Annotated in this window: 24 protein-coding genes and 1 riboswitch; of the genes, 12 read left to right on the top strand and 12 right to left on the bottom strand. The window is 35.5% G+C overall.

The genetic code is table 11. From position 1 onward, the window contains the following. The first annotated feature begins 1 nt into the window (after position 1). From AA0X95_RS23800 to AA0X95_RS23790, 3 genes are all read left to right on the top strand, one after another. Positions 2 to 811, top strand: coding sequence for a 5'-nucleotidase, lipoprotein e(P4) family (locus tag AA0X95_RS23800; protein ID WP_413302373.1), 810 nt, complete (start codon positions 2 to 4; stop codon positions 809 to 811). Positions 812 to 956: 145 nt separating this feature from the next. Further along, positions 957 to 1,841: a permease gene (locus AA0X95_RS23795; RefSeq protein ID WP_413302369.1), complete on the top strand. Its 885-nt coding sequence runs from the start codon at positions 957 to 959 to the stop codon at positions 1,839 to 1,841. A gap of 12 nt (positions 1,842 to 1,853) precedes the next feature. Then, complete coding sequence (locus AA0X95_RS23790) at positions 1,854 to 2,702, top strand: TIGR03943 family putative permease subunit (RefSeq protein WP_413302366.1); 849 nt, start codon at positions 1,854 to 1,856, stop codon at positions 2,700 to 2,702. Positions 2,703 to 3,077: 375 nt separating this feature from the next. On the opposite strand, the gene AA0X95_RS23785 is transcribed toward AA0X95_RS23790, so the two are convergent. The 5 genes from AA0X95_RS23785 to atpB all read right to left on the bottom strand — a co-directional run bounded on the left by AA0X95_RS23785 (position 3,078) and on the right by atpB (position 7,042). Beyond that, entirely contained in the window at positions 3,078 to 3,443 is a 366-nt protein-coding gene (locus AA0X95_RS23785; RefSeq protein WP_413302363.1) for a cytochrome-c oxidase, read from the bottom strand. Positions 3,444 to 3,578: 135 nt separating this feature from the next. Then, positions 3,579 to 4,835 carry a DUF445 domain-containing protein gene (locus tag AA0X95_RS23780; RefSeq protein ID WP_413302360.1) on the bottom strand — a complete coding sequence of 419 codons (1,257 nt, stop codon included), beginning with the start codon at positions 4,833 to 4,835 and terminating at the stop codon, positions 3,579 to 3,581. A 117-nt stretch (positions 4,836 to 4,952) separates the two neighbouring features. Beyond that, positions 4,953 to 5,903: an AtpZ/AtpI family protein gene (locus AA0X95_RS23775; RefSeq protein ID WP_413302358.1), complete on the bottom strand. Its 951-nt coding sequence runs from the start codon at positions 5,901 to 5,903 to the stop codon at positions 4,953 to 4,955. A 3-nt stretch (positions 5,904 to 5,906) separates the two neighbouring features. After that, on the bottom strand, positions 5,907 to 6,305 hold the full coding sequence (locus tag AA0X95_RS23770; protein WP_413302356.1) for an ATP synthase F0 subunit B: 399 nt from the start codon (positions 6,303 to 6,305) through the stop codon (positions 5,907 to 5,909). A gap of 23 nt (positions 6,306 to 6,328) precedes the next feature. Continuing rightward, a complete protein-coding gene (atpB, locus tag AA0X95_RS23765) occupies positions 6,329 to 7,042 on the bottom strand; it encodes a F0F1 ATP synthase subunit A (protein WP_413302353.1) in 714 nt (237 codons plus the stop codon). A gap of 316 nt (positions 7,043 to 7,358) precedes the next feature. On the opposite strand from atpB, the gene AA0X95_RS23760 reads away from it, so the two are divergent. Further along, positions 7,359 to 7,907 carry a hypothetical protein gene (locus tag AA0X95_RS23760; protein WP_413302351.1) on the top strand — a complete coding sequence of 183 codons (549 nt, stop codon included), beginning with the start codon at positions 7,359 to 7,361 and terminating at the stop codon, positions 7,905 to 7,907. A 65-nt stretch (positions 7,908 to 7,972) separates the two neighbouring features. On the opposite strand, the gene AA0X95_RS23755 is transcribed toward AA0X95_RS23760, so the two are convergent. Next, entirely contained in the window at positions 7,973 to 8,284 is a 312-nt protein-coding gene (locus AA0X95_RS23755; protein ID WP_413302348.1) for a HesB/YadR/YfhF family protein, read from the bottom strand. Between the two features lie 295 nt (positions 8,285 to 8,579). On the opposite strand from AA0X95_RS23755, the gene AA0X95_RS23750 reads away from it, so the two are divergent. After that, entirely contained in the window at positions 8,580 to 8,876 is a 297-nt protein-coding gene (locus AA0X95_RS23750) for a hypothetical protein (protein WP_413302345.1), read from the top strand. Between the two features lie 375 nt (positions 8,877 to 9,251). Here AA0X95_RS23750 and AA0X95_RS23745 read toward each other — a convergent pair whose 3' ends face one another. The 4 genes from AA0X95_RS23745 to AA0X95_RS23730 form a co-directional block, all read right to left on the bottom strand. Further along, positions 9,252 to 9,434 (bottom strand): hypothetical protein, encoded by a 183-nt coding sequence (locus tag AA0X95_RS23745; protein ID WP_413302342.1) that lies wholly within the window; start codon positions 9,432 to 9,434, stop codon positions 9,252 to 9,254. Positions 9,435 to 9,590: 156 nt separating this feature from the next. After that, a complete protein-coding gene (locus tag AA0X95_RS23740; protein ID WP_413302339.1) occupies positions 9,591 to 10,943 on the bottom strand; it encodes a hemolysin family protein in 1,353 nt (450 codons plus the stop codon). Between the two features lie 61 nt (positions 10,944 to 11,004). After that, positions 11,005 to 11,439 (bottom strand): MerR family transcriptional regulator, encoded by a 435-nt coding sequence (locus AA0X95_RS23735; protein ID WP_413302336.1) that lies wholly within the window; start codon positions 11,437 to 11,439, stop codon positions 11,005 to 11,007. A gap of 152 nt (positions 11,440 to 11,591) precedes the next feature. After that, positions 11,592 to 12,902: a hemolysin family protein gene (locus AA0X95_RS23730; protein ID WP_413302334.1), complete on the bottom strand. Its 1,311-nt coding sequence runs from the start codon at positions 12,900 to 12,902 to the stop codon at positions 11,592 to 11,594. 191 nt (positions 12,903 to 13,093) lie between these two features. Here AA0X95_RS23730 and AA0X95_RS23725 point away from each other — a divergent pair, with 191 nt between their 5' ends. Beyond that, positions 13,094 to 13,561 (top strand): hypothetical protein, encoded by a 468-nt coding sequence (locus AA0X95_RS23725; RefSeq protein ID WP_413302332.1) that lies wholly within the window; start codon positions 13,094 to 13,096, stop codon positions 13,559 to 13,561. Further along, positions 13,558 to 14,055: a hypothetical protein gene (locus AA0X95_RS23720; protein ID WP_413302330.1), complete on the top strand. Its 498-nt coding sequence runs from the start codon at positions 13,558 to 13,560 to the stop codon at positions 14,053 to 14,055. The genes AA0X95_RS23725 and AA0X95_RS23720 overlap by 4 nt, the downstream gene beginning before the upstream one ends. Here AA0X95_RS23720 and AA0X95_RS23715 read toward each other — a convergent pair. Continuing rightward, positions 14,052 to 14,606, bottom strand: coding sequence for a GNAT family N-acetyltransferase (locus AA0X95_RS23715; RefSeq protein ID WP_413302328.1), 555 nt, complete (start codon positions 14,604 to 14,606; stop codon positions 14,052 to 14,054). The two genes, AA0X95_RS23720 and AA0X95_RS23715, sit on opposite strands and share 4 nt — an antisense overlap. Positions 14,607 to 14,739: 133 nt before the next feature. Continuing rightward, on the bottom strand, positions 14,740 to 15,864 hold the full coding sequence (locus AA0X95_RS23710) for a histidine kinase N-terminal domain-containing protein (RefSeq protein WP_413302325.1): 1,125 nt from the start codon (positions 15,862 to 15,864) through the stop codon (positions 14,740 to 14,742). A gap of 199 nt (positions 15,865 to 16,063) precedes the next feature. After that, positions 16,064 to 16,171, top strand: a riboswitch (TPP riboswitch). A gap of 88 nt (positions 16,172 to 16,259) precedes the next feature. Between AA0X95_RS23710 and thiT the strand changes: the two genes are divergently transcribed. From thiT to AA0X95_RS23685, 5 genes are all read left to right on the top strand, one after another. Beyond that, positions 16,260 to 16,838, top strand: coding sequence for an energy-coupled thiamine transporter ThiT (thiT, locus tag AA0X95_RS23705; RefSeq protein ID WP_413302322.1), 579 nt, complete (start codon positions 16,260 to 16,262; stop codon positions 16,836 to 16,838). Between the two features lie 361 nt (positions 16,839 to 17,199). After that, positions 17,200 to 17,424 carry a FeoA family protein gene (locus AA0X95_RS23700; protein ID WP_307289639.1) on the top strand — a complete coding sequence of 75 codons (225 nt, stop codon included), beginning with the start codon at positions 17,200 to 17,202 and terminating at the stop codon, positions 17,422 to 17,424. Continuing rightward, entirely contained in the window at positions 17,424 to 19,427 is a 2,004-nt protein-coding gene (feoB, locus tag AA0X95_RS23695) for a ferrous iron transport protein B (RefSeq protein WP_413302318.1), read from the top strand. Before AA0X95_RS23700 ends, feoB begins: the two co-directional genes overlap by 1 nt. Before the next feature lie 22 nt (positions 19,428 to 19,449). After that, complete coding sequence (locus AA0X95_RS23690) at positions 19,450 to 19,608, top strand: FeoB-associated Cys-rich membrane protein (RefSeq protein ID WP_308080658.1); 159 nt, start codon at positions 19,450 to 19,452, stop codon at positions 19,606 to 19,608. Positions 19,609 to 19,921: 313 nt separating this feature from the next. Further along, positions 19,922 to 20,374: a helix-turn-helix transcriptional regulator gene (locus AA0X95_RS23685; RefSeq protein ID WP_413302315.1), complete on the top strand. Its 453-nt coding sequence runs from the start codon at positions 19,922 to 19,924 to the stop codon at positions 20,372 to 20,374. The last annotated feature ends 175 nt before the right edge of the window (positions 20,375 to 20,549 follow it).

The following is a 20,549-nucleotide window of genomic DNA, read 5'->3' as shown; positions in this document are numbered from 1 at the left end:
AGTGAAAAAATGGTTTTCGATTTGCGTAACAATTTCAGTATATCTAGGATGCTGCAGCTATTCGAAGGCCCAAACTGTCCAAGGGACACCAGTCAAGCTGCATGAACAAAATACAATGTCTGTATTATGGTTTCAAAAATCTGGTGAAGCTAAAGCTTTATATTATCAAGGGTATAACTTAGGAAAACTAAGATTAGATGAATACTTAAGCAAAAAGAAGAACCGCACTAACTTAAAGCCTGCTATTGTTCTGGATATTGATGAAACGATATTAGACAATAGTCCATACTTGGCTTCGTATGCTGTTTCAGGGAATGGAAATCCCTTTGATTGGAGCAAGTGGTTTGACCGCGCAGAAGACAAACCTCTTCCCGGTGCACTTGAATTCTTAAACTATGCTGATTCTAAAGGAATTGAGATATATTACATAACAAACCGTTTCGAAGCACAAAAGAAGGCAACAATTAATAACTTACAAAAGGTTGGCGCTCCACAAGCAGATGGAGAACATGTCCTTTTACTTCAACCTGGTGAAAAAGGGAAAGAGTCAAGACGTAAATATGTAGCCAAAACACATGACATTGTTCTATTATTTGGTGATAATTTAGGTGATTTTAGTGAATTTGAAGGACTATCCGTTACAGAAAGAATAAAGAAAACTGAGAAATACAAAGATAGTTGGGGGAGTAAATTCATCATGCTACCTAATCCAATGTACGGAGATTGGGAAGAAGCTATTTATAATTATGATTATAGGAAAAGGGATGAAGAAAAGGTAAAACTAAGGAAAGAAATCCTTGAGACAAGATAGCTCACAAAGAGGCTGACTTATTGCTAAAGAGATCAGCCTCATTGTTTTGGGAAAATTTATCACATAAGACCATATTTTTCGTTGGACGTCCTAATAAAATAAGAGTATAGTAGACTTCATGATTATGGGTAATAGGAGGACTACTATGTTTGGAATAACATTACCGCAATCATTCTTGCAAATGAACACGATATTTATTTCAATCCTGATTGAGGCATTGCCTTTTGTGACGCTGGGAGTTCTGATTTCTGGTATCATTCAAATTTTTGTTACAGAAGAAATGATAGCGAAGATTATGCCAAAAAATAAAATCCTAGCGGTCATTTTTGCTTGTTTTCTAGGGATTTTATTTCCATCATGTGAATGCGGGATTGTTCCCATTGTTAGTCGTTTAGTATCAAAGGGTGTACCCATCTCAGCTGGGATTGCTTTTATGTTAACTGCGCCGATTATTAATCCGGTTGTTTTGTTTGCGACATATATCGCATTCGGAAGCGATTGGAAAATAGCGATTTATCGTGCAATAGGGGCCATCGTTGTTTCCATTCTGGTAGGTATATTAATCGCTTATGGCTATAAGGATTCACCATTTAAAGAACAATTTCATCACCATCATGTACATCGAGAGAAGAGTTTGTTAAAGAAAATTTGGCAAACACTTGAGCATGCAGTAGAAGAATTTTTCTCAATGGGAAAGTATTTAATTATTGGGTCCTTAATTGCTGCAGCCGTACAAACGTATGTTAAAACAGCTACACTTGTTTCTATAGGTCAAGGCCCAGTTTCATCTTCTTTCGTGATGATGACACTATCATTCATTCTATCTCTATGTTCAGAAGCGGATGCCTTTATTGCATCGTCGTTCAGAACAACTTTTTCTACAGGATCACTGTTAGCCTTTTTAGTATTTGGACCTATGATTGATATCAAAAATTTAATGATGATGTTGGCAACATTTAAAAAGCGGTTGGTATTTATGATAGTGACCGGCGTGACAGTCATTGTTTTTCTATACTCTTTATTGTTTTAAGGAGTGATTATTATGATAAGAAGCTTAATACTCATTGGTTTTACTTATTTTTTATTTCATTTGCATATAACTGGAGATATTAATAAGTATATTAATATGAAATATTCCTATTTATCTGCAACGGCAGGCTATGCCCTGTTGGTTTTAACGATTGTTCAAATATTCATGCAGAACAAGGATCAGTCAAAAGAGCATGAGTGTGGCCATGAACATTGTGGACATAATCATGCGAAGGAAGACAAATGGTACAAAAAGCTAATCATTTATCCGATTTTTGCTTTTCCCATTATCTCTGGCCTATTTTTTCCGATAGCCACACTTGATAGTAATATTGTTAAGGCGAAAGGGTTTCATTTTCCTATTTATGATGAAGGAAAAGGGGATTCGTTCATGCAGCAACAATTCCTACGTCCTGATACGAGTGTCTATTATGGAAAAGATACGTACGATGTGCTAATGGAAAAAGAAAAAAAGAAGTATATCAATAAAGAGACCATTGTTATAAATGATGAAAACTATTTAAAGGCAATGGAAACCATTTATAATTACTCAGGAGATTTTCTTGGGAAAGAAATAGAATTTAAAGGCTTTGTTTTTAAGGATAGTGAAACAGTAGAAAAGAATCAGCTTTTTGTTTTCCGTTTCGGAGTCATTCATTGTATTGCTGACTCAGGTGTGTTCGGGATGCTTGTTGACATGCCAAAGGGAACCACTCTAAAAAATGATGAGTGGATCCGAGTAAAAGGGGAAGTCTCAACGATTTATTATCAACCTTTTAAAATGAATATTCCTTATTTAAAGGTTAAAGAATGGTCAAAGACCACGGCTCCAAAAGAACAATATGTTTTTAGAGGATATTAAAAAGACACCAGATATTCCGGTGTCTCAGATTGTCGAGAAAGATTATATTTTCTCGGCAATTTTTCATTTATATCCGACCTGAAATACTGATTATTATAAGATTGTCCATGCTAACGGGCCTGTTGATTTCCGCTCTGGGTACTCGCTTTCCGCGGGGAGACCCCGCGGAAAGCGAAGCCGCCTGGAGCGGAAATCAACATACTTATTGAAAGCCCTATATAATAATAGTATCATAGAAAATTAACGCGGTGAATCGATAGAGATTTCATGTGAAATAAAGGCTATCGAAAGTTTTCGACAGCCTAATCCACAGATTTTCGGTGTCTTCTTATTTTAATAGAGGAAATTTGAATTAGAGTATGATAACAAAGACAATTAGTTCTTCACATTCTTAAGAATGTTAATAGCAAAAAGGATAATGCCTAATACCATTAGGGTTCCACCGACCGCAACTGCAGGCCCTGCAGCTTTTACTCCAGAAAGTAAAAGGGCGAGCCCAATCATCATGATTGGCAATGCAATGTTATGGAGCCAAAAGTGAACCTTTGCTAGAGTTGTTTCCGCTGCGTTAGGAAAAGCTACATAAATAAGTCCAGCAAGAGTCATGGCCGTCCATCCTAATAGATTAATATGAACGTGGACAGGAGTAAAATCAAACTTCCCGGTCATTGACATAAACATGCCTAAACATACCCCAACGACAAAATAACAGACAGATATTTTAATAAACTTTATGCCCATTTTCCTGCCTCCTTTTACCTAAAAATAGTACCTACAGTAGTAAATATGTGACAGAAATGTGAAAAAGAACTTTGAATTTTAGGGACAAAGGAGGTTTTTTGAATGAAAAAGAGCAACCATTTTGGTTGCTCTTCCTTAGAAAAAGGCTTTAATTCCCACTAATACTAGTCCTATCAGAAACCCACATACAGCCCCGTTTACACGGATCCATTGAAGGTCTTTACCGACGTTTGTTTCCACCATTCTGATGAGTGTTTTGTCATCGAGCTTTTCTAAGTTTTCTTCTACCAACTTGCCAATTTTTTCGTGATTTTTATCTACAAAATTAGAAATTTGCGTATTAATCCATCCCTCAAGCTGACTAATCTTTTCTGGATTTGCCTCCAGTTGTTCCAAACTATTTTTTATAATGGGAAGCAGGTATTCATTGAAAAAGGTAGGTTCTGATACAAAATCAAGGGCCTTTTTCTGAAACTGATTTAGAATTTCAGTTATTTGTTCTTGTGGTTCCCATTTATCAATTAGATGTGTTTTGAGGTTATTTAGTTCACCATACAACTGTTCATCATTTTTTATCGAATGCAGTTTGGTGTGAATATGACTAATTAACGATTGTCTATTTTGATTAGAAGGGTCACGGTAGCTATCAACCCCTTTTAAAATAAGGTTTTGAATAATATTACCTAGCTTTTCTTCATTTACCAGACTGCTAAAGGATTTTAAAGCGAACTGCATAAATCCATCTGCTTTAATATTTTCAACGGCATCGACTGCCATTCCGCCAAGCCTATATTTTGTACTATCCTTTTGAGCCCATTCGTCAATTTCTTTTAGTATATAATCAAGTGTTTTTTCATCATATTTTCTGACCATCACTTGATCTATCAGAAGTGGAAGATAGTCTTTACTATCTAGTTTAATTAAATGCTGCTTTATTTCTTTTTCAATCATTGGCGCTATTTTTTTACTATCGACTTTCATAATAAAATGCTGAATAAGTGTAATGAGATTGTCCTTTACCCCTTGAGAGGTAATTTCTTTCTTAACAAGAGCAAATAATTTTTCAGTAAAAGGAATGGTCTCAATTTTACTTCGTATACTTTCTTTGGTTAACCAATCATTTTCTAGCATGGAGATAATTCCAGCAATTATTCTTTTTCGATTTTTTGGCAGAAGCGCTGTGTGTGGAATGGGAATACCTAACGGGTGCCGAAATAAAGCAGTCACAGCGAACCAGTCAGCCAAACCACCTACAAGCCCCGCTTCAAATCCTCCCTGTAAAATCATACCCCATATTGAATGCTGTAATGGAAGGGTAGCTAGAAAACCTACTCCCATCACAGCGAGAGAAATTGTTGCTAAATGCTGCGATTTGTTTTTCTGTTTTTGCATACTTGTACCCCTTTATAAATAGTTATCTATTGCTATTATCTCAATTTAGCAGAAAAAAAAGCAAAAAAAAACATTCGATATTTATGATTACAAGGATTTAAGAAGAAAAAACTCCTCTCAAGTAAGAGAGGAGTTTTTTTTCTGTGGTTTTATATGAGTGATTAATCCATCTAGGTCTGTGAGATAAAACTGAATTTCGGGTGCTTTCTTTAAATAGTGGTCCTGTAATAACTGATAATAATTCACTCTGTGCTGGGGATCAAATTTTAACATAGGAAACTCCTTATGGTCCTTTACATATTGATCAACAGCTTTTTGCACCATGTCCATTTCGATAGGGATTTGTTTTTCATTTTCTTCAAATAAATCATAGGTTTCTTTAGACATGTAGTACTTTTTAGATGGAATACCTCCGAGGATTGGAGCAAGTTGGTTAAAGTCAATACTGTTATCCTCTTGAACAATAATGGTCCTGTAGACACCCTTTGGTAAATTATCCGAAAAGGTTCTAACGGCTTTTCGAACCTCATCAATACTAACCTCAATAACAGGATAGTCTTTATTTTGTGCCGATTTTGATTCTGATACATCTTTTTTTGGTGAGGTTTGAAAATATTTATGAACCAATGAATAAACGGTAGCCCCACCAACACCTATGCCTAGAAATATCCCAATTAGAGTAAAAACTGGGTAGATATCATAACGACTATCTAATACATCACCTAACTTATAGCCAGCAAAAATGGAGATAGCAATAGCTATACCAAAAACCATATTCAAGGATACGGCTTTCATTAGAAAGTTTGTGGATTCATTCCAATGTGTATCTCCATGTGACTGTCCATTTTTAAAAAATGCTTTAATTTCTTTTCTCATTTCCTCAGACACCTTATTTTCATCGAGAAAAGCCTCAAGATATGCTTCCTCTGATTTATTTTCATTCTTTAAAAGACACGCTGTTTTTTCAATAGAACCTTTTGTGTAATGAACATAAATCCATTTCTCTTCAAGTCCAATTTCTAGGATTTCCGTAATTCTACCAAAATATTTAGTAAATTTGTGTTTCATACATTATGCCCCCTCTTTTATTTGAGCTGAGTGTGAAAAGGGTCGGGCATGCTGCAAAAAGGCTTCTTCTTTTGCTTTTTTTAATATATCTTTGGCCTCTTCTTTGGCGTCATGAATAATTAGTTTTGCTTCATCCTCAGTATACGCTCGGATCTCTCTGGCCTCTTTTTTTGCCTGTTTAAGAACGTCTTTGCTCGCTTCTAAGTTTTTTTCAGCTTCCTGCTTATACTGTTCCGTTAAAAGTAGCTGTTTTTCGATGTGGTGTTTCCTCTTCTCAAGAGTATCCACCATCTTTTTAAAAACCAGCTTTTTTAATATAAAGACAAGTATGGTAAAAATGATAGCTTGATAAATCATCGTCCCTAAAGAAACTGGAAGTCCGAATAATGAAAAGTCGCCCAAAATAATCAACTCCCTTCAAAATATTATGTTAATCGGTGAGCAATATAAACCATTGTTAACGTGACAAAAATATAAGCCTGTATTGCGCCAATAAAGATACAAAAAGCCTGCCAAATCAACATAGGGACGGATGCAAGAGCAGCTACAATAAAACCATGGTTTACCGCATTAGCTAACAGGGTAAGAAGGATTTCCCCTGCATAAATATTTCCAAACAAGCGTAACCCTAAGGTTAAGGTTGTTGCTAGTTGTTCTACAGCATTGATAGGAAAAAAGAACTTAAAGGGTTTGAAAAAGCTAAGAGTAAAATGTTTAAATCCATTCATACGGATATCAATAAAATGTGTATAGGCTATTATCATTATTGCCAATGTCATGGTTACATGTGCATCTGCAGTTGGAGACTTCCACCATGACACAGGATGATCTTCAACAGTAACAATTAAAAATGGTACTCCTAAAAGATTTGAAATAAAAAGATACATTAGTAATACTACACCAGTGGATAAGATGAATAAATTGTTAGAGTTTCCAATTGAGTTATTCATAATATCCTTTACAAACTCTACAATCCATTCCATGAGATTCTGCCATTTATTTGGAGTGTGTAAGGAAGAGTTTCTTGTCAGTAGATAGGCAATGAGGAAAACAATAATAGCAACAATTGTTGTGGTAAGAAGAATGGATAAATCAAACGTTAAATAAAACAATGTTATTTGTGGCCTTGTGTGTTCCAAGATGTCCAACCCCCTTTTATAAAAAAATGAATGGACTTTAGTGTGGAACGTGGAGAAAATAAGAATATTTATATCATCTATATTATAATCAAAATTTGTTATTATTGTAAGATAGTTCACAATTTATTGCTAATTTTCTGAAAAATAAAACTAATAACGTAACAAATATAAAAAACTAAATTACGTTACATCTATTTTTTTATTGAAAAAATTTTTAAAAAAAGTACACTTTTTTGTAACCTTTATAAACTTTCCTCGTCAGATAAGTTGTTGTAGAATTAACAATGCATAAAAAGAGAAATTGGGGGAAATAAGAATGAAGAAAAAGTTTTTATTAGTAGTATCAGCATTTGCAATGGCCATTGGACTTGCAGCATGTTCAAGTTCTGATGAAACAAAAACAACAGAAAAGAAAGAAGTAACAAAAGAAGCAGAAGCACCGAAAGTTGATGTTAAAAAAGAATTAGTTAAGTTCTATATGGACCTTGGAAAGAGAATTAATGCAAAAGATGGGGATTTAAATGCATACTTAGCAAAGGCTGCAAAGGCTGCTGCACCAGATGCGAAACCTGAGGATGCACCAACTGCTGAAGAAAAAGCAAAAGCCAGTGAAGCAGCAGCAGCTGTTGCTGCTGATTTAAATAGTGTGCAAGTACCTGATGCGTTAAAAGATCAAAAAGCGGATCTTGAGGCGGCTGTGAAGAATTATGCAGCATCATACCAAGCAAAAGCGGACGAACTGAAAAAGGATGCACCATCATTAGATGCATCAGATGCTACTTTTGCACAAGGCGAAGAAAAACTTAAAACTGTATTTGAAAGTGCAAAACTAATGGCACCAAGCCTAGATAAGCAAGTAAATTAATTTAGATAAAAACAAAAGGTATCCACTATTAAAAACGTGGATACCTTTTGTTTTTATCAAGAACGTTAATTAATTGTAGTTTTATTTTCTTCCTTAAACGTAACTAAAATCTCATCCACCAAGTCATCAGCTGATAGGTATGTTTCGGTATCCTCAAAGAACCACACATCATTTCCTTCTACAAAAAAGGTAATTCCATTGATTTCTTTTACAAATCCAGCATTTGCAGGAATCTCTGCAGAAAAAGCTAGGCTGTAACCTTTATGCTTCTCACCAAATCCTGCGTATTGAGGAAACATACGAATACTGAATGGTTTATTGAATTCAAATTCTTTCGTAAACCATGAGGTAGCTTTTTCGTCGATTGAAATAAACATATTATACACCAACCTTTTCCTAGTTGATTATCAATTTAACCTTAAAGGCAAAGAATGATTGATTAATTGTCTTTTTCCTTATATTGAAAGAGTATAACTTTTCAATTGCTTTGCCTGTGATAAAATTCACGGTCAGTTATTAACTGTTATGTATTTAAAAAAATGTTCATTTTTTGGATTTGTTTTGTTCACATTCGTGCTAAAAATCTATTGTTGCTGTTTTTGTAACATGTTGATAGTGAAAACGATGATAAAATTAAATAAAAAGAAAAGTAAAGTAAAAGGAGTGTTTGAGATGGAAAAGGAACTTGAAAAATTAACGGAAAATATCACGGATATTAAAAGTTTAATTCATACATTTAATACAACTTTAGAGAACATTGAAAAGAGGCTTTCCAGACTAGAAAAGATGGATAGCATTGAACATAGAGTAGAGGTCAATCAAATTGACTTATCTGATATTAAAGATTCCCTACAGAGAATAGAAGACACACAGAGTAAAGAAATTCAGCACATTAATCGCAGGCTTGATTCACATTTAGTTAAAATTGCTAAAGTGGAAGAGGAGCTCATCATATTAAAAGACAGATAATTTTTGAATATTGATACAAAAAAAGATCAGATGAATTTCATCTGACCTTTTTATTTCACTTTGTAAAGGTCCTTGGTGTTTTAACAAACAATGTTGATTGGTGCGGAAGGCACGAAGACTCCTGCGGGAGTACGGGGCAGGGGAGACCCCGCAGGAGCAAAGCGACGAGGAGGCTCCCCGGCACGCCCGCGGAAAGCGAAGTGCCTGGAGCGCCAATCAACAGACAAATTGGAAGCCAATAATCTAATTATTATAAAATGCTTACGCGGTGAATTGTTGAAGATTGTAGATAAAATAATAGGCTGCCGAGAGTTTTTCGACAGCCTAATCAGATGAATATTATATGATCTTTTTATCTAATAAAATCTTAAGCGCTTACATTTTTGTAAGTGATTTAAGGCCAAGGTAAATAATAGCTAGAGCAAAAACGATAACTACTAGTGCACCAACAATAACAATAAATGATGACAAACTTGATAAGAATCCAACTGTTGCCACTTTCATTAGGGCAAACCCAGCTAAAATACAAGCTAAAAATAACACTGATACATGATTCATTGTTTTATCCCTCCTTTAAGAGCAGGATATGTAATAAAAGGAGGAAGTGGTTGGGTATATGTCCCAATACTCCATTTTTGAGCCGAAAGTCCTATAAATCAGCATTGAACTTTATACACCCAAGGCAAAAAAAATAGACCATTAATTCGGTCTATTTTATGACAGTACTTCTGAGTTCGGCACTGCCATTTGCTGAATGACAGCTTCACCATCATTGGAGATTTTTGTGACTTCAATATACCGGATATGATGTTCCTCCATATCCAGGATTTTAAAGGTAAAGGCGTCGTGAATAATGGTGTCTCCTTCTTTTGCTTCATAATTTTCAGTTAGGATCCACCCGCCAATAGTATCTATATCTTCATCATCAATTTCAATTCCCAATAAATCATTAACCTCGGTAACTAAAACCTTAGAGTCAATGATATAATGGTTTTCTTTTATTTTACGGATTTCTGGAATTTCATCCATATCAAATTCGTCACGAATTTCCCCTACAATTTCCTCGAGTATATCTTCAACAGTTACAAGGCCTGAAGTACCGCCATATTCATCCATTAATATAGCCATATGGACTCGATCCTTTTGCATTTTTACAAGTAGGTCATGAATAGGAATCGTCTCTATAACTCTAATGATTGGTCGAGTATAGTTTTCTAATGTTTGAGAAGAAAGACTTTCATTACCTATTAAATCAGTCATCACTTCTTTAATATTCACTAATCCGATAATATGGTCTTTATCTCCATCAATAATAGGATATCTTGTAAACTTCTCTTCTCGTAACACCTGTAGAAATGTTTCTAACGAGTCATCCTTTGATAAAGAAACCATTTCTGTCCGAGGGACCATTATTTCTTTAGCAATTCGATTATCAAACTCAAATATTTTATTTACATACTTAAACTCTGATTGGTTAATTTCACCACTTTTATAGCTTTCAGATAGGATAATTCGAAGTTCTTCCTCTGTATGAGCAATTTCGTTCTCTGATACGGGCTTTAGTCCAAACATACTGGAAACAACCCGTGCAGCCCCATTTAGTACCCAAATAAAAGGATACATGATTTTATAAAAGAGGATTAGTGGACGTGACACAATTAAGGTAATTAATTCAGCCTTTTGAATGGCCAAAGTCTTAGGTGCGAGCTCTCCAACCACTACATGCAAAAAGGTAATGGCTGCAAACGCAATTCCTACCGATAATACTTGCGTTGCACTCTCAGGAATGTTCATTTTATGGAAAAGAGGATTTAGCATATGCTCAATGGTTGATTCCCCAATCCAACCTAAACCTAAGGCTGTTATTGTAATTCCTAACTGACAGGCAGAAAGATATTCATCCAGGTTTGAAATCACCTTTTTTGCAGAAACTGCCTTCGAACTTCCTTCCTCAATTAACTGGTCTATCCTTGAACTTCTTATTTTTACAATTGCAAATTCTGAAGTTACAAAAAAAGCAGTTAAAGCAATTAAAATGGCTATAATAACCAAGTTAAATATGTCCAAATAAGTTCCCTTAACCCGTTGTAAGACGAGTAAGGAGTCACCTCCCAATATAATAAAAAAATTAACTCGTTACTTTCATCAGTGAAGTCTTTAGTGCATTTCTGAGCAGGCTTAAGTTGTTCATTAATTTTTCCTTCTGATGTTCATCCAAGTTTTCTAAAACTGGTAAGAGATCAAATAAATCGCTATGAAGCTGCTTCATTTGTTGTGTTACTGCACTAACATGTCTATCCACTTCTGATTCACGAATATTCTTTGCCTTTCTCATTTCTAGCTTTCTTCTAATCTCGTCTAAAGGGTAATGCAGACTCTTGCATTCTTCTATAAATTTTAGATCCTCTAATGAATCATCCGAATAGATGCGGTAATTTGACTTAGAGCGTTCTGCTTTTAATAAGCCAATAGACGTGTAATAGTCAATCGTTCTTTTTGACACATGCGCTATTTCTGCTATTTCGCCAATTCGATAGACAGCCCCATCATACCACCTCAACATAATTAAAATTACAATAATTATAAATAATTTAAACTATACAGTCAAACGTTCTGGTTAATTAGTAGTTGTTATCAACATTTTATGGGAAAGCAATGTAAATATGAATAATATAATGTAGGTTTATAATAAAAAAATGCACAAAAAAACGCCTCCTACTGAACAGAAGACGTTGGTGCTTTTTTAACTTCAATATATAATATATGGTGCCCTTCAATATCTTTTAGTTGAAAAACAAATCCTTCCATTTCAATGATATCTCCTTCTTGTACATCAAATTTTTGCGTTAAGAACCAGCCTCCAATCGTGTCAACCTCTTCTTCTTCGAGGTTGGTACCTAAAAGATCATTTACCTCACTAATTAATACTTTTCCATCCAGCACGTAGTTGTTTTCTCCTTTTTTCTGAATAAGAGGGAGCTCGTCCAAATCAAATTCATCCCGTATTTCTCCCACAATTTCTTCAAGTATGTCCTCAACAGTTACAATACCGGCTGTGCCACCATACTCATCTGATAATACTGCCATATGGCTTCTGTTTTTTTGCAGTTTTACTAATAGTTCTTGAATGGGAATCGTTTCTATCACATGAATGACTGGTTTCAAGTATGGAAGGAGGGGCTCCTTCCCACTGCATTTTTGCTGGATACAATCCGTTAGTACTTCTTTAATATTTACTACTCCTAAAATATTGTCCTTATCCCCATCAATTAATGGATATCTTGTATATTTTTCTTCCTTTACAATATTAATAATTTCTTCCATACAAGCATCTTTAGAAAGGGTAATCACTTCTGTCCTTGGTACCATAATTTCTTTCGCAATCCGATTATCAAACTCGAAAATTCGGTTCATATAGCGATATTCTGATTGATTAATTTCTCCACTCTCATAGCTTTGGGAAAGGATCATCCTTAGTTCCTCTTCGGAAAGAACCATATCTTGATCAGAGATTGGGTCAATTCCGAAAAGACCGGTAACAAAGCGTGCTGATCTATTGAGGGCCCAAATAAAAGGATACATTAGTCTATAAAACAAAATAAGTGCTGGAGCAAATAGCAAAATGATTTGTTCCGCTTTCTGGATAGCGAATGTTTTAGGAGCGAGTTCTCCAACCACAACATTAAAATAAGTGATAACACCAAAGGCCACTATAAACGAGAGAATCTGTTTAATTGAAAAGGGTAATTGAATCCATTCAAATAGGGGACTAAGTAATACTCTTATGGTTGGCTCCCCCAGCCAGCCGAGTATTAAGGAGGTAATAGTAATTCCTACTTGGGTAGCGGATAAATATCCATCCAAATTGGAGAGTATTTTCTTCGCTTTGTCTGCTTTTGTATTGCCTTCTGCGATTAATTGATCAATTCTTGTTGTTCGTACCTTTACCATTGCAAATTCAGAGGCCACAAAAAATGCGGTAAAAGCAACTAGGATAACAATAATCCCTACATTTATCCCAATCATATCTCACCTTACAATAGTAAGGGTTGCCACCTCACTTACGATTACTTTTCTTTCATTATAACCCTAACTCAGTATTTCTACTTGAGGAGAGGCAATAAACTTTTAATCGGTTCCCGTGGAATATTATTATGCTTAAATTCTTTACAATGTGGAATAATAAAGGAAATTTTCTAGTGCCAAGTGGGGGCAAAATGATTATTTTCTTTACAACACTAATGACCTTAATTTTAGCTTCTATTTTTACCTTTCAATCGAAAAAAATATCCTTTGTGAATCAGTTTAATCTTTTCTTACTTTCTTCGATGCTGCTGATTAATTCAATGACTATCCTTTCGTTAAATAAGCATTTTATTGAATATACACAACAAAAGGAAGGATTCTTTGCATTTATTCTCTTTCGTGATGGGGTATTTCCACTCCTTTTTTTAATATTTCTTAATGCTTATAAACAAATAAAAAAAAACAAGGTGAAAACACTCCTCGTTTTAGGGATGTTAGCTTCATTCTTTGTCATTGAATTTACAGCCATTAGGGCAAAGCTTTTAGTTTATATACATTGGCATTTGATATTATCTGTACTTCTTTACTCCAGTTTTTTTGTCATCTTGGTTTATGTTCTTAAATTTCTTGAGTATAAAGAAAGTGAGGAGGAAATATGACCACATATGATCATTCATTCAATCAAAATGAATGGTTTGTCATCATTATGAATATTGTTGGATTCGGGGCCATTTTTTTGATGAAGAAGCGCTTTTCATTTAGTGTAAGCCTCTTCTTAGTGTTATTTGGAATTTTTGTTGGTTTCTTTTTCGATCATACCATTAGTATTGAACCTTTCAATTTTTACAATGTAAATGATAATTCTTCCTTTCAGTTGATTGATTTTTTCTCCTATACTATGTTTGGCCCTTCTTCATATTTTTTTATTTATCTTTGGGACAGGTTTAAGATCCCATTCAAATATTGCTTTTTCTACATTCTTTGCTGGTCACTTTTTGGGGTTACGCTTGAATGGTTCGCCCATGAACTTGGTGTATATCATTATAGAGAAGGATATATGATTTTCTATTCTTTTCCGTTTTATCCGATTGTCCAAATTATTTTAATTTGTCTATTTTTTAAGGTGAATCAATCCATAAAGAGAACAACCTAACTAGAGATCAAACCATTCCAGTCGCGAGCAAGCATGCCATAGCAAATGAGGTCATGATATTTACCGCGCAGTTGTTCACCGTCTCTTATTGTGCCTTCCTTTTTAAAACCAAGCCTTTCAGGGATGGCACGGCTTTTTTTGTTATTTACTCCGCAGCGTATTTCCACCCTATTTAACCCCAAATCGAAGAAAGCATAATTTAGTAAAGCTTGAACGGATCGTGTCATGACGCCATATCCCTCAGCGGATTTGGAAAGATAATAGCCGATACTAACCGTTCTGTTATGCCAATCAATCTGGTGTAAGCCAATAGAACCGACGAGTTCTCCTTTAAAAAGAATTCCAACGTTGAATCCTTGGTTTTCAGCAAATTGGTTAAGCCAGATTGGGATAATGGATTCAAATTGATATGAGGAATTCATGGTGTCCACCCAAGGCAACCATTCCCGTAAATGGTCTCGATTCCGTTCAACCAGCTGATAAAGTTTTAGAGCGTGATGGTGTTGAAACAACTGAAGTTCAATTTCATTATCAACTTTTAAAGTAAACATGCGTCTAGTCTCCCAAAATTTTTAGTACATCATATGCAAATTGGTTTTATTGCGGAAGATATATATTTGGAAGATATAAAAAAATCCCTGCTTTTTAAAAGTGGGATTTGAAAGGAGGTAGGGTCGGTTCCTATTAAGACTGTATAGGTAAGCAGATAGAAAAAGTCGTTTTATCCATTGAGGAATCGCACGTTAATTCTCCCTTATGTTTCTCAATAATTTCTTTACAAACAAATAATCCAAGACCAGTACCTAGCTTTTTAGTTGTAAAAAAAGGCTCAAAAATGGTTTTTCTTAATTCCGCCGGGATGGCAGGTCCGTTATTAGATATACTGATTTTAATCAACTCTTCATTTTCCAACCAGCTGCTTATTTCTATTGTAGGGAGATCCACTTCATGATGGTTTAGAACATCAATTGCATTAAAAATAATATTAATAAAGACTTGTCTAATTTCATCAGCATAACCATTCAAGGTGAAATCTTTGCTCAAATCTCTTTTAATTTTCACTTTTCCATCCAGTATACTTGGGTAGAGGAAATTTAATACTTCATCAATGAGTTGGTTTAATTTGAAATTAATTTTTTCTTTCCCTATCAGTTCCTTTTTTGAAAGCAGAAGAAACTGTGATATTCGAAAATTAAGTTGGTCCAATTCACCTGAAATGATATCTAAATATCTCATATTTGGATAATCTGCCTTAAGCAATTGGATAAATCCTTGTACAGAAGTGAGCGGATTCCTGAATTCATGAATAAAGCTTGATGTCATTTGACCGAGAAGGGTTAATCGGTCCTGATGTGTAGAATCAATGAACATCGTCTTTTCTTCAATAATCTTGTTTTTAGCTTCTGAATAATGGGACACCGCATAGTATAAAAATTTATCAAAACAAAAATTGATTTTATTTATGGACTCCTGCAAATCTGACCAAGAAATTCCTGTTTTACTCAGATAACTGTATAGAATGGTCCGACCGAGATTAACATTATAGACAAAATCACCAATATTGATATTAGCCAGTACCCTTTCTTCTGAAACTTCTATGGCAATCTTTTTTACGATTTCTATAAGTTCCTCACTAGATACCTTATGCATAGAAAGGATTACATTAAGTAGGGCTTCCCCATTTTCCCTAATTTTCAACTTGAAGGGGTCCTCGTGATTAATCACAATGGAATCTTCCCACTCTTGTACTAATTTCTTTTTATTCTTTTGAAAAAAAGCAACTAAATCCGTTTGTTCTCCCGTAAACATTCTTGTTTCCCCCTATGGTATTAACAAAACTGATTAACAAGTAAATTCGAGGGTAACGGCCAAAATCCTCTAAAAAATGAATAAAAAATATTTTCCAATAATTTCTATACTGTTTGGATTTTTCTCTTGTTAGTTAACGTGTAAATATATCTTGTAAAAATAAGTAGAGAGTAGTATATTTTGTATGGAAACAATAGAATATTTCCACAGGGGGAGCTGCTTTTGTGCGGCTGAGAGTGAACGGTAGAGTTCTGACCCTATGAACCTGTTAGTTAACGCTAGCGTAGGGATGTGGTTTGCCGATAGCAAAGCAATGCAGACATTCCTAATTGTCATGCATTGCTTTTTTTTGTGGATTGTTTTATTGCCTTTACAAATCAGAGGGGGAAAGAGAAATGAACAAGAACAGGAGTAACACGCTTTTTATTACAGAAGTAGCGGTGTTTACCGCACTTGCCTATTTATTAGATTATGTTGGGAATATCCTTTCATTTAAAATTTGGCCCCAAGGGGGATCAATTTCGATTGCCATGGTCCCGGTTTTTCTTATGGCTTACCGCTGGGGAATTAAAGGTGGGGTCCTTACAGGATTCTTACTAGGCCTGTTACAATTTATTCTTGGATATTCACAAATTTATACCCTGATTCAAGGAATTATTGATTACTTTATTGCCTTTACTGTTGTAGGTTTCGCTGGTATTTTTGCAGCACAAATAAAGAATGCAATTAATGAACAGAATAAAGGAAAATGGATGACTTACGTAGTATTTGGAGCTTTCTTAGGAAGTGTTCTTCGTTACCTTTGCCATGTCGTATCTGGGATTGTATTTTTTGGAGAATATGCTCCAAAAGGGCAGCCAGTAGCTGTTTACTCTCTCCTATACAATGGAACCTATATGCTCCCAAGCTTCATTATCAGTGCCATTATCATTATTCTAGTTATCAGTGCATTACCAAAAAGATTGTTTAGATAATGACAACGTAAAAGCATTATGTTGATTTGAAACACCCGTTGGTTGGAGCGGAAGGCACGAAGACTCCTGCGGGAGTACGGGGCAGGGGAGACCCCGCAGGAGCGAAGCGACGAGGAGGCTCCCCGGCACGCCCGCGGAAAGCGAAGTGCCTGGAGCGGAAATTAACGGGCAATTTAAAAAAAGCCTATACAACAAAATAAACAAGAACCAAAAAAAGGAAAAGAACAGGTGCTTTTCCTTTTTTTTATGAAATTTTTTCGAAACTTTGTCAAATTTAATATGCTTATTACCTAAAAAAAGTGTTAAAATGGCAATATAGAAAGATAATCATTCTCAATTAACCTAGATAAGGGTGATATACATGTTTGGTTCATTAAAAGCGGGAGATAAAGGGAAAATATTAGATCTTTCTCATGTTGGTCACCTAGTTCAAAGACGATTGCTTGACTTAGGAATCACAGAAGGCTCGGAAGTATGTGTAAAATGCGTCATGCCATTCGGTGGTCCAATTATGATAGAGTCCTGCGGACAATGCGTTGGAATCCGCCGCAAGGAAGCTGTTCAAATTGAGGTGGAAAGAATCTAATGGAAATTGCTCTAATAGGTAACCCAAATACAGGAAAGACATCATTGTTTAATAACTTAACAGGTTCCTATGAATATGTTGGGAACTGGAGCGGTGTAACAGTTGAAAAAAAGGTTGGACTATTTAAGAAAAACCTTGGACATTTAATAGATTTACCTGGTGTATATACACTTAACCCATTGTCAAAAGATGAAGGGGTTGTCACTTCCTTCTTTTTAAATGAATCTGTGGATCGTTTATTGAATATTTTAGATGCCTCACAATTGGAGCGGAATCTCCATTTAACTCTCCAACTGCTTGAGTTTGAAAAGCCTGCACTGATCGGATTAAATATGATGGATGTAGCTAATAAACGAGGCATTCAAATTGATTATACGAAACTTTCGGAGATTCTCGGTGTTCCGGTGGTACCTGTTGTGGCAAGAAGTGGGAAAGGGTGCGATAAGCTTGTAGATGTTATCGGAACGAAATCCATCCAACCGACTAAAAAGAATCTTACTTATTATGGTAAAGAGCTCGAGGAAGCCATAACTGCATTTTCAGGGGAGTTAAATGGAAAAACAAATCACTCTCTACGGTTTCTAGCAATCCAATATTTTGAAGGCAATGAATATGTAAAAAACTATGTTAATGGTCTAACCAACCCCCAAAAGCTTAAAGCTATTTTGGAGAAATTAGAATCGAAGTTACAAAAGCAGACCGACTTTAAATCATTAACAAACTTTATTTATCTAAAAAGAAAAGAAGTTATTGAAAAAATCATTGCTGATGTGGCTAGAAAAAGTAATACCGTTATACCTTTGTCTGAAAAGATAGATTCTATCGTTACAAATCGATACCTTGGAATGCCAATCTTTTTATTATTAATGTATTTTATGTTTATGCTAACGTTTGATTGGCTAGGTACTCCATTATCAGGTGCTTTAGATACATTATTAACTGGACCTGTAACTGCAGGCTTTGAGAAAGTGTTAGGAGCCATTCATGCATCTGCGTTTATCCATGCCTTAATTATTGAAGGCTTGGTAGCAGGTGTCGGTGGGGTACTTGTGTTTGTACCACAAATTTTTATTCTCTTCTTTTTCATATCATTACTAGAGGACTCTGGTTACATGGCTCGTGTTGCACTTGTAATGGATCGAATTATGGAATCGGTTGGACTAAACGGAAAAGCATTTATTCCGATGATGATTGGTTTTGGTTGTAATGTACCTGGAATCATGGCCGCACGGACAATTGAAACACCACGTGAGCGGTTATTAACGATCCTGCTCACCCCGTTAATGTCTTGTTCTGCACGATTACCTGTATATGCGTTATTTGTCGGAGCATTTTTTGCGGCACATAAAGCATTTGTTGTGTTAAGTCTTTATGTTCTAGGGATTGTTGTGGCTTTAGTATTGGCGAAAGTATTCTCTACTACCTTACTAAAATCTGAAACTTCCTTGTTTGTTATTGAACTGCCACCATATAGGTTGCCACAGTTTCAATCTCTTTGGAGAAGTACATGGGATAAAGGAAAAGGGTTTGTAAGAAAGGCCGGAACATTTATTTTTGCAGGTTCTGTATTTATTTGGTTGTTATCTTATGCGGGTCCAAAAGGACTAAATGTAGATATGGATCATAGTTTCTTAGCAGCCATTGGAAACATAATTGCTCCAATCTTTGATCCTATTGGATTTGGAACATGGCAGGCTTCGGCATCGTTAATTACTGGATTTCTAGCAAAAGAAGCAATTATCTCAACGATGAATATCATTTATTTTGTTCCGAATGATGCTGGCTTGCAAGCACTACTGTCTAATTATTATACGCCGCTTGCTGCGTATAGTTTCATGGTCTTTATTTTGCTCTATATACCTTGTTTAGCAACAGTAGCCACTATTTACAAAGAAACAAACTCCAAAAAATGGACAGCTTTTTCAATGATTTATGCCTTTGTCATTGCTTATGTATTGTCATTAATCATATACCAAGGTGGTTTGCTGTTGGGGATTGGTTAATTTTAAAAAGAGGTGAAAAGCTATGATAGCCAATATTATTATTGGTGCAGCGATTTTTGGATATGCAACATGGGCTTTAGTAAAGTTCATAAATAAATCCAAAAAAGGGAAATGTGCAGCATGTGAACTTAAAAATTCCTGTTCTAGTCAGTGCGGGCTTCCGCCAAACATAAATAAATAATTAAATAACTTATGAAAAAGCTGTGTTAAAGGTCTATGTTGTTTTATAGACAATGTTGATTGGAGCGGAAGGCACGAAGACTCCTGCGGGAGTACGGGGCAGGGGAGACCCCGCAGGAGCGAAGCGACGAGGAGGCTCCCCGGCACGCCCGCGGAAAGCGAAGTGCCTGGAGTGGAAAACAACAGGCACGTTTAACATAGCCTATTAAAAAACTGCTATCTGTCTAATGGATAGCAGTTTTTTTCATAATATTTGAACGAGAGACGGAAGTTGTGTAAAATTACACTAGATGCTAGTGAAGGAAGGGCTTAATGTGACCAGGGATGAAATTATTATGCAGGTTTCTGAAAAGCTTCGTCTGATTCGGACGGAAGCGGGATATACTCAGGATAAAATGGCAGAAATTATCGGTGTCTCCAAAAAAACACTTGTACAAATTGAGAAGGGAAGAGTTCTTGCCAACTGGTCCACAGCTGTTTCCATTTGTGCTCTTTTTCGTGAAACGGAAACAGTTCAATTCTTATTTGGAAATGAGCCTCTGGAAGTATTGGAAACTGTCGCACGGGAAGGAATAGATTTTCGCAAAACAAAGACGCTCGGCGGCCGTATTTGGTGGAAAGTAGTAAATAAGAAGAATGGATTTATTCTTCAACAAAATATACTTAGTAAACATTTTCGAATACTAGATGAGAAAAACTATAGGATTTTTAGTAGTTTCGATGAAAAGCATAGCAAACAACGGTTTAAAGAAATAACAAAAAGCTAGTAATACGGACGAATGAAAAAAGATGGCACACGCCCATCTTTTTTATTTTTTGGCTATGTTATAGAATAATGTTGATTTTTTGCATTTGTTGTTTGGAGCGGAAGGTGCGAAGACTCCTGCGGGAGTACGGGGCAGGGGAGACCCCGCTGTAGCGAAGCGACGAGGAGGCTCCCCG

This window comes from Neobacillus phoenicis, assembly GCF_047302305.1.
GTDB lineage: Bacteria > Bacillota > Bacilli > Bacillales > Cytobacillaceae > Neobacillus.
Note: the sequence above shows the minus strand (reverse complement) of the source record. Positions and strands in the feature narration are given on the sequence as shown.

Excerpts from the sequence above, each read along its gene's own strand:
- AA0X95_RS23720 (WP_413302330.1), top strand. The coding sequence starts at position 13,558 with ATGACCACATATGATCATTCATTCAATCAAAATGAATGGTTTGTCATC.
- AA0X95_RS23755 (WP_413302348.1), bottom strand. The coding sequence starts at position 8,284 with ATGTTTATTTCAATCGACGAAAAAGCTACCTCATGGTTTACGAAAGAA.
- AA0X95_RS23750 (WP_413302345.1), top strand. The coding sequence starts at position 8,580 with ATGGAAAAGGAACTTGAAAAATTAACGGAAAATATCACGGATATTAAA.
- AA0X95_RS23795 (WP_413302369.1), top strand. The coding sequence starts at position 957 with ATGTTTGGAATAACATTACCGCAATCATTCTTGCAAATGAACACGATA.
- AA0X95_RS23760 (WP_413302351.1), top strand. The coding sequence starts at position 7,359 with ATGAAGAAAAAGTTTTTATTAGTAGTATCAGCATTTGCAATGGCCATT.
- AA0X95_RS23780 (WP_413302360.1), bottom strand. The coding sequence starts at position 4,835 with ATGCAAAAACAGAAAAACAAATCGCAGCATTTAGCAACAATTTCTCTC.
- AA0X95_RS23700 (WP_307289639.1), top strand. The coding sequence starts at position 17,200 with ATGTTTGGTTCATTAAAAGCGGGAGATAAAGGGAAAATATTAGATCTT.
- feoB (WP_413302318.1), top strand. The coding sequence starts at position 17,424 with ATGGAAATTGCTCTAATAGGTAACCCAAATACAGGAAAGACATCATTG.
- AA0X95_RS23745 (WP_413302342.1), bottom strand. The coding sequence starts at position 9,434 with ATGAATCATGTATCAGTGTTATTTTTAGCTTGTATTTTAGCTGGGTTT.
- AA0X95_RS23785 (WP_413302363.1), bottom strand. The coding sequence starts at position 3,443 with ATGGGCATAAAGTTTATTAAAATATCTGTCTGTTATTTTGTCGTTGGG.
- AA0X95_RS23730 (WP_413302334.1), bottom strand. The coding sequence starts at position 12,902 with ATGATTGGGATAAATGTAGGGATTATTGTTATCCTAGTTGCTTTTACC.
- AA0X95_RS23690 (WP_308080658.1), top strand. The coding sequence starts at position 19,450 with ATGATAGCCAATATTATTATTGGTGCAGCGATTTTTGGATATGCAACA.
- AA0X95_RS23725 (WP_413302332.1), top strand. The coding sequence starts at position 13,094 with ATGATTATTTTCTTTACAACACTAATGACCTTAATTTTAGCTTCTATT.
- AA0X95_RS23710 (WP_413302325.1), bottom strand. The coding sequence starts at position 15,864 with ATGTTTACGGGAGAACAAACGGATTTAGTTGCTTTTTTTCAAAAGAAT.
- thiT (WP_413302322.1), top strand. The coding sequence starts at position 16,260 with ATGAACAAGAACAGGAGTAACACGCTTTTTATTACAGAAGTAGCGGTG.
- AA0X95_RS23735 (WP_413302336.1), bottom strand. The coding sequence starts at position 11,439 with ATGTTGAGGTGGTATGATGGGGCTGTCTATCGAATTGGCGAAATAGCA.
- AA0X95_RS23790 (WP_413302366.1), top strand. The coding sequence starts at position 1,854 with ATGATAAGAAGCTTAATACTCATTGGTTTTACTTATTTTTTATTTCAT.
- AA0X95_RS23775 (WP_413302358.1), bottom strand. The coding sequence starts at position 5,903 with ATGAAACACAAATTTACTAAATATTTTGGTAGAATTACGGAAATCCTA.
- AA0X95_RS23715 (WP_413302328.1), bottom strand. The coding sequence starts at position 14,606 with ATGTTTACTTTAAAAGTTGATAATGAAATTGAACTTCAGTTGTTTCAA.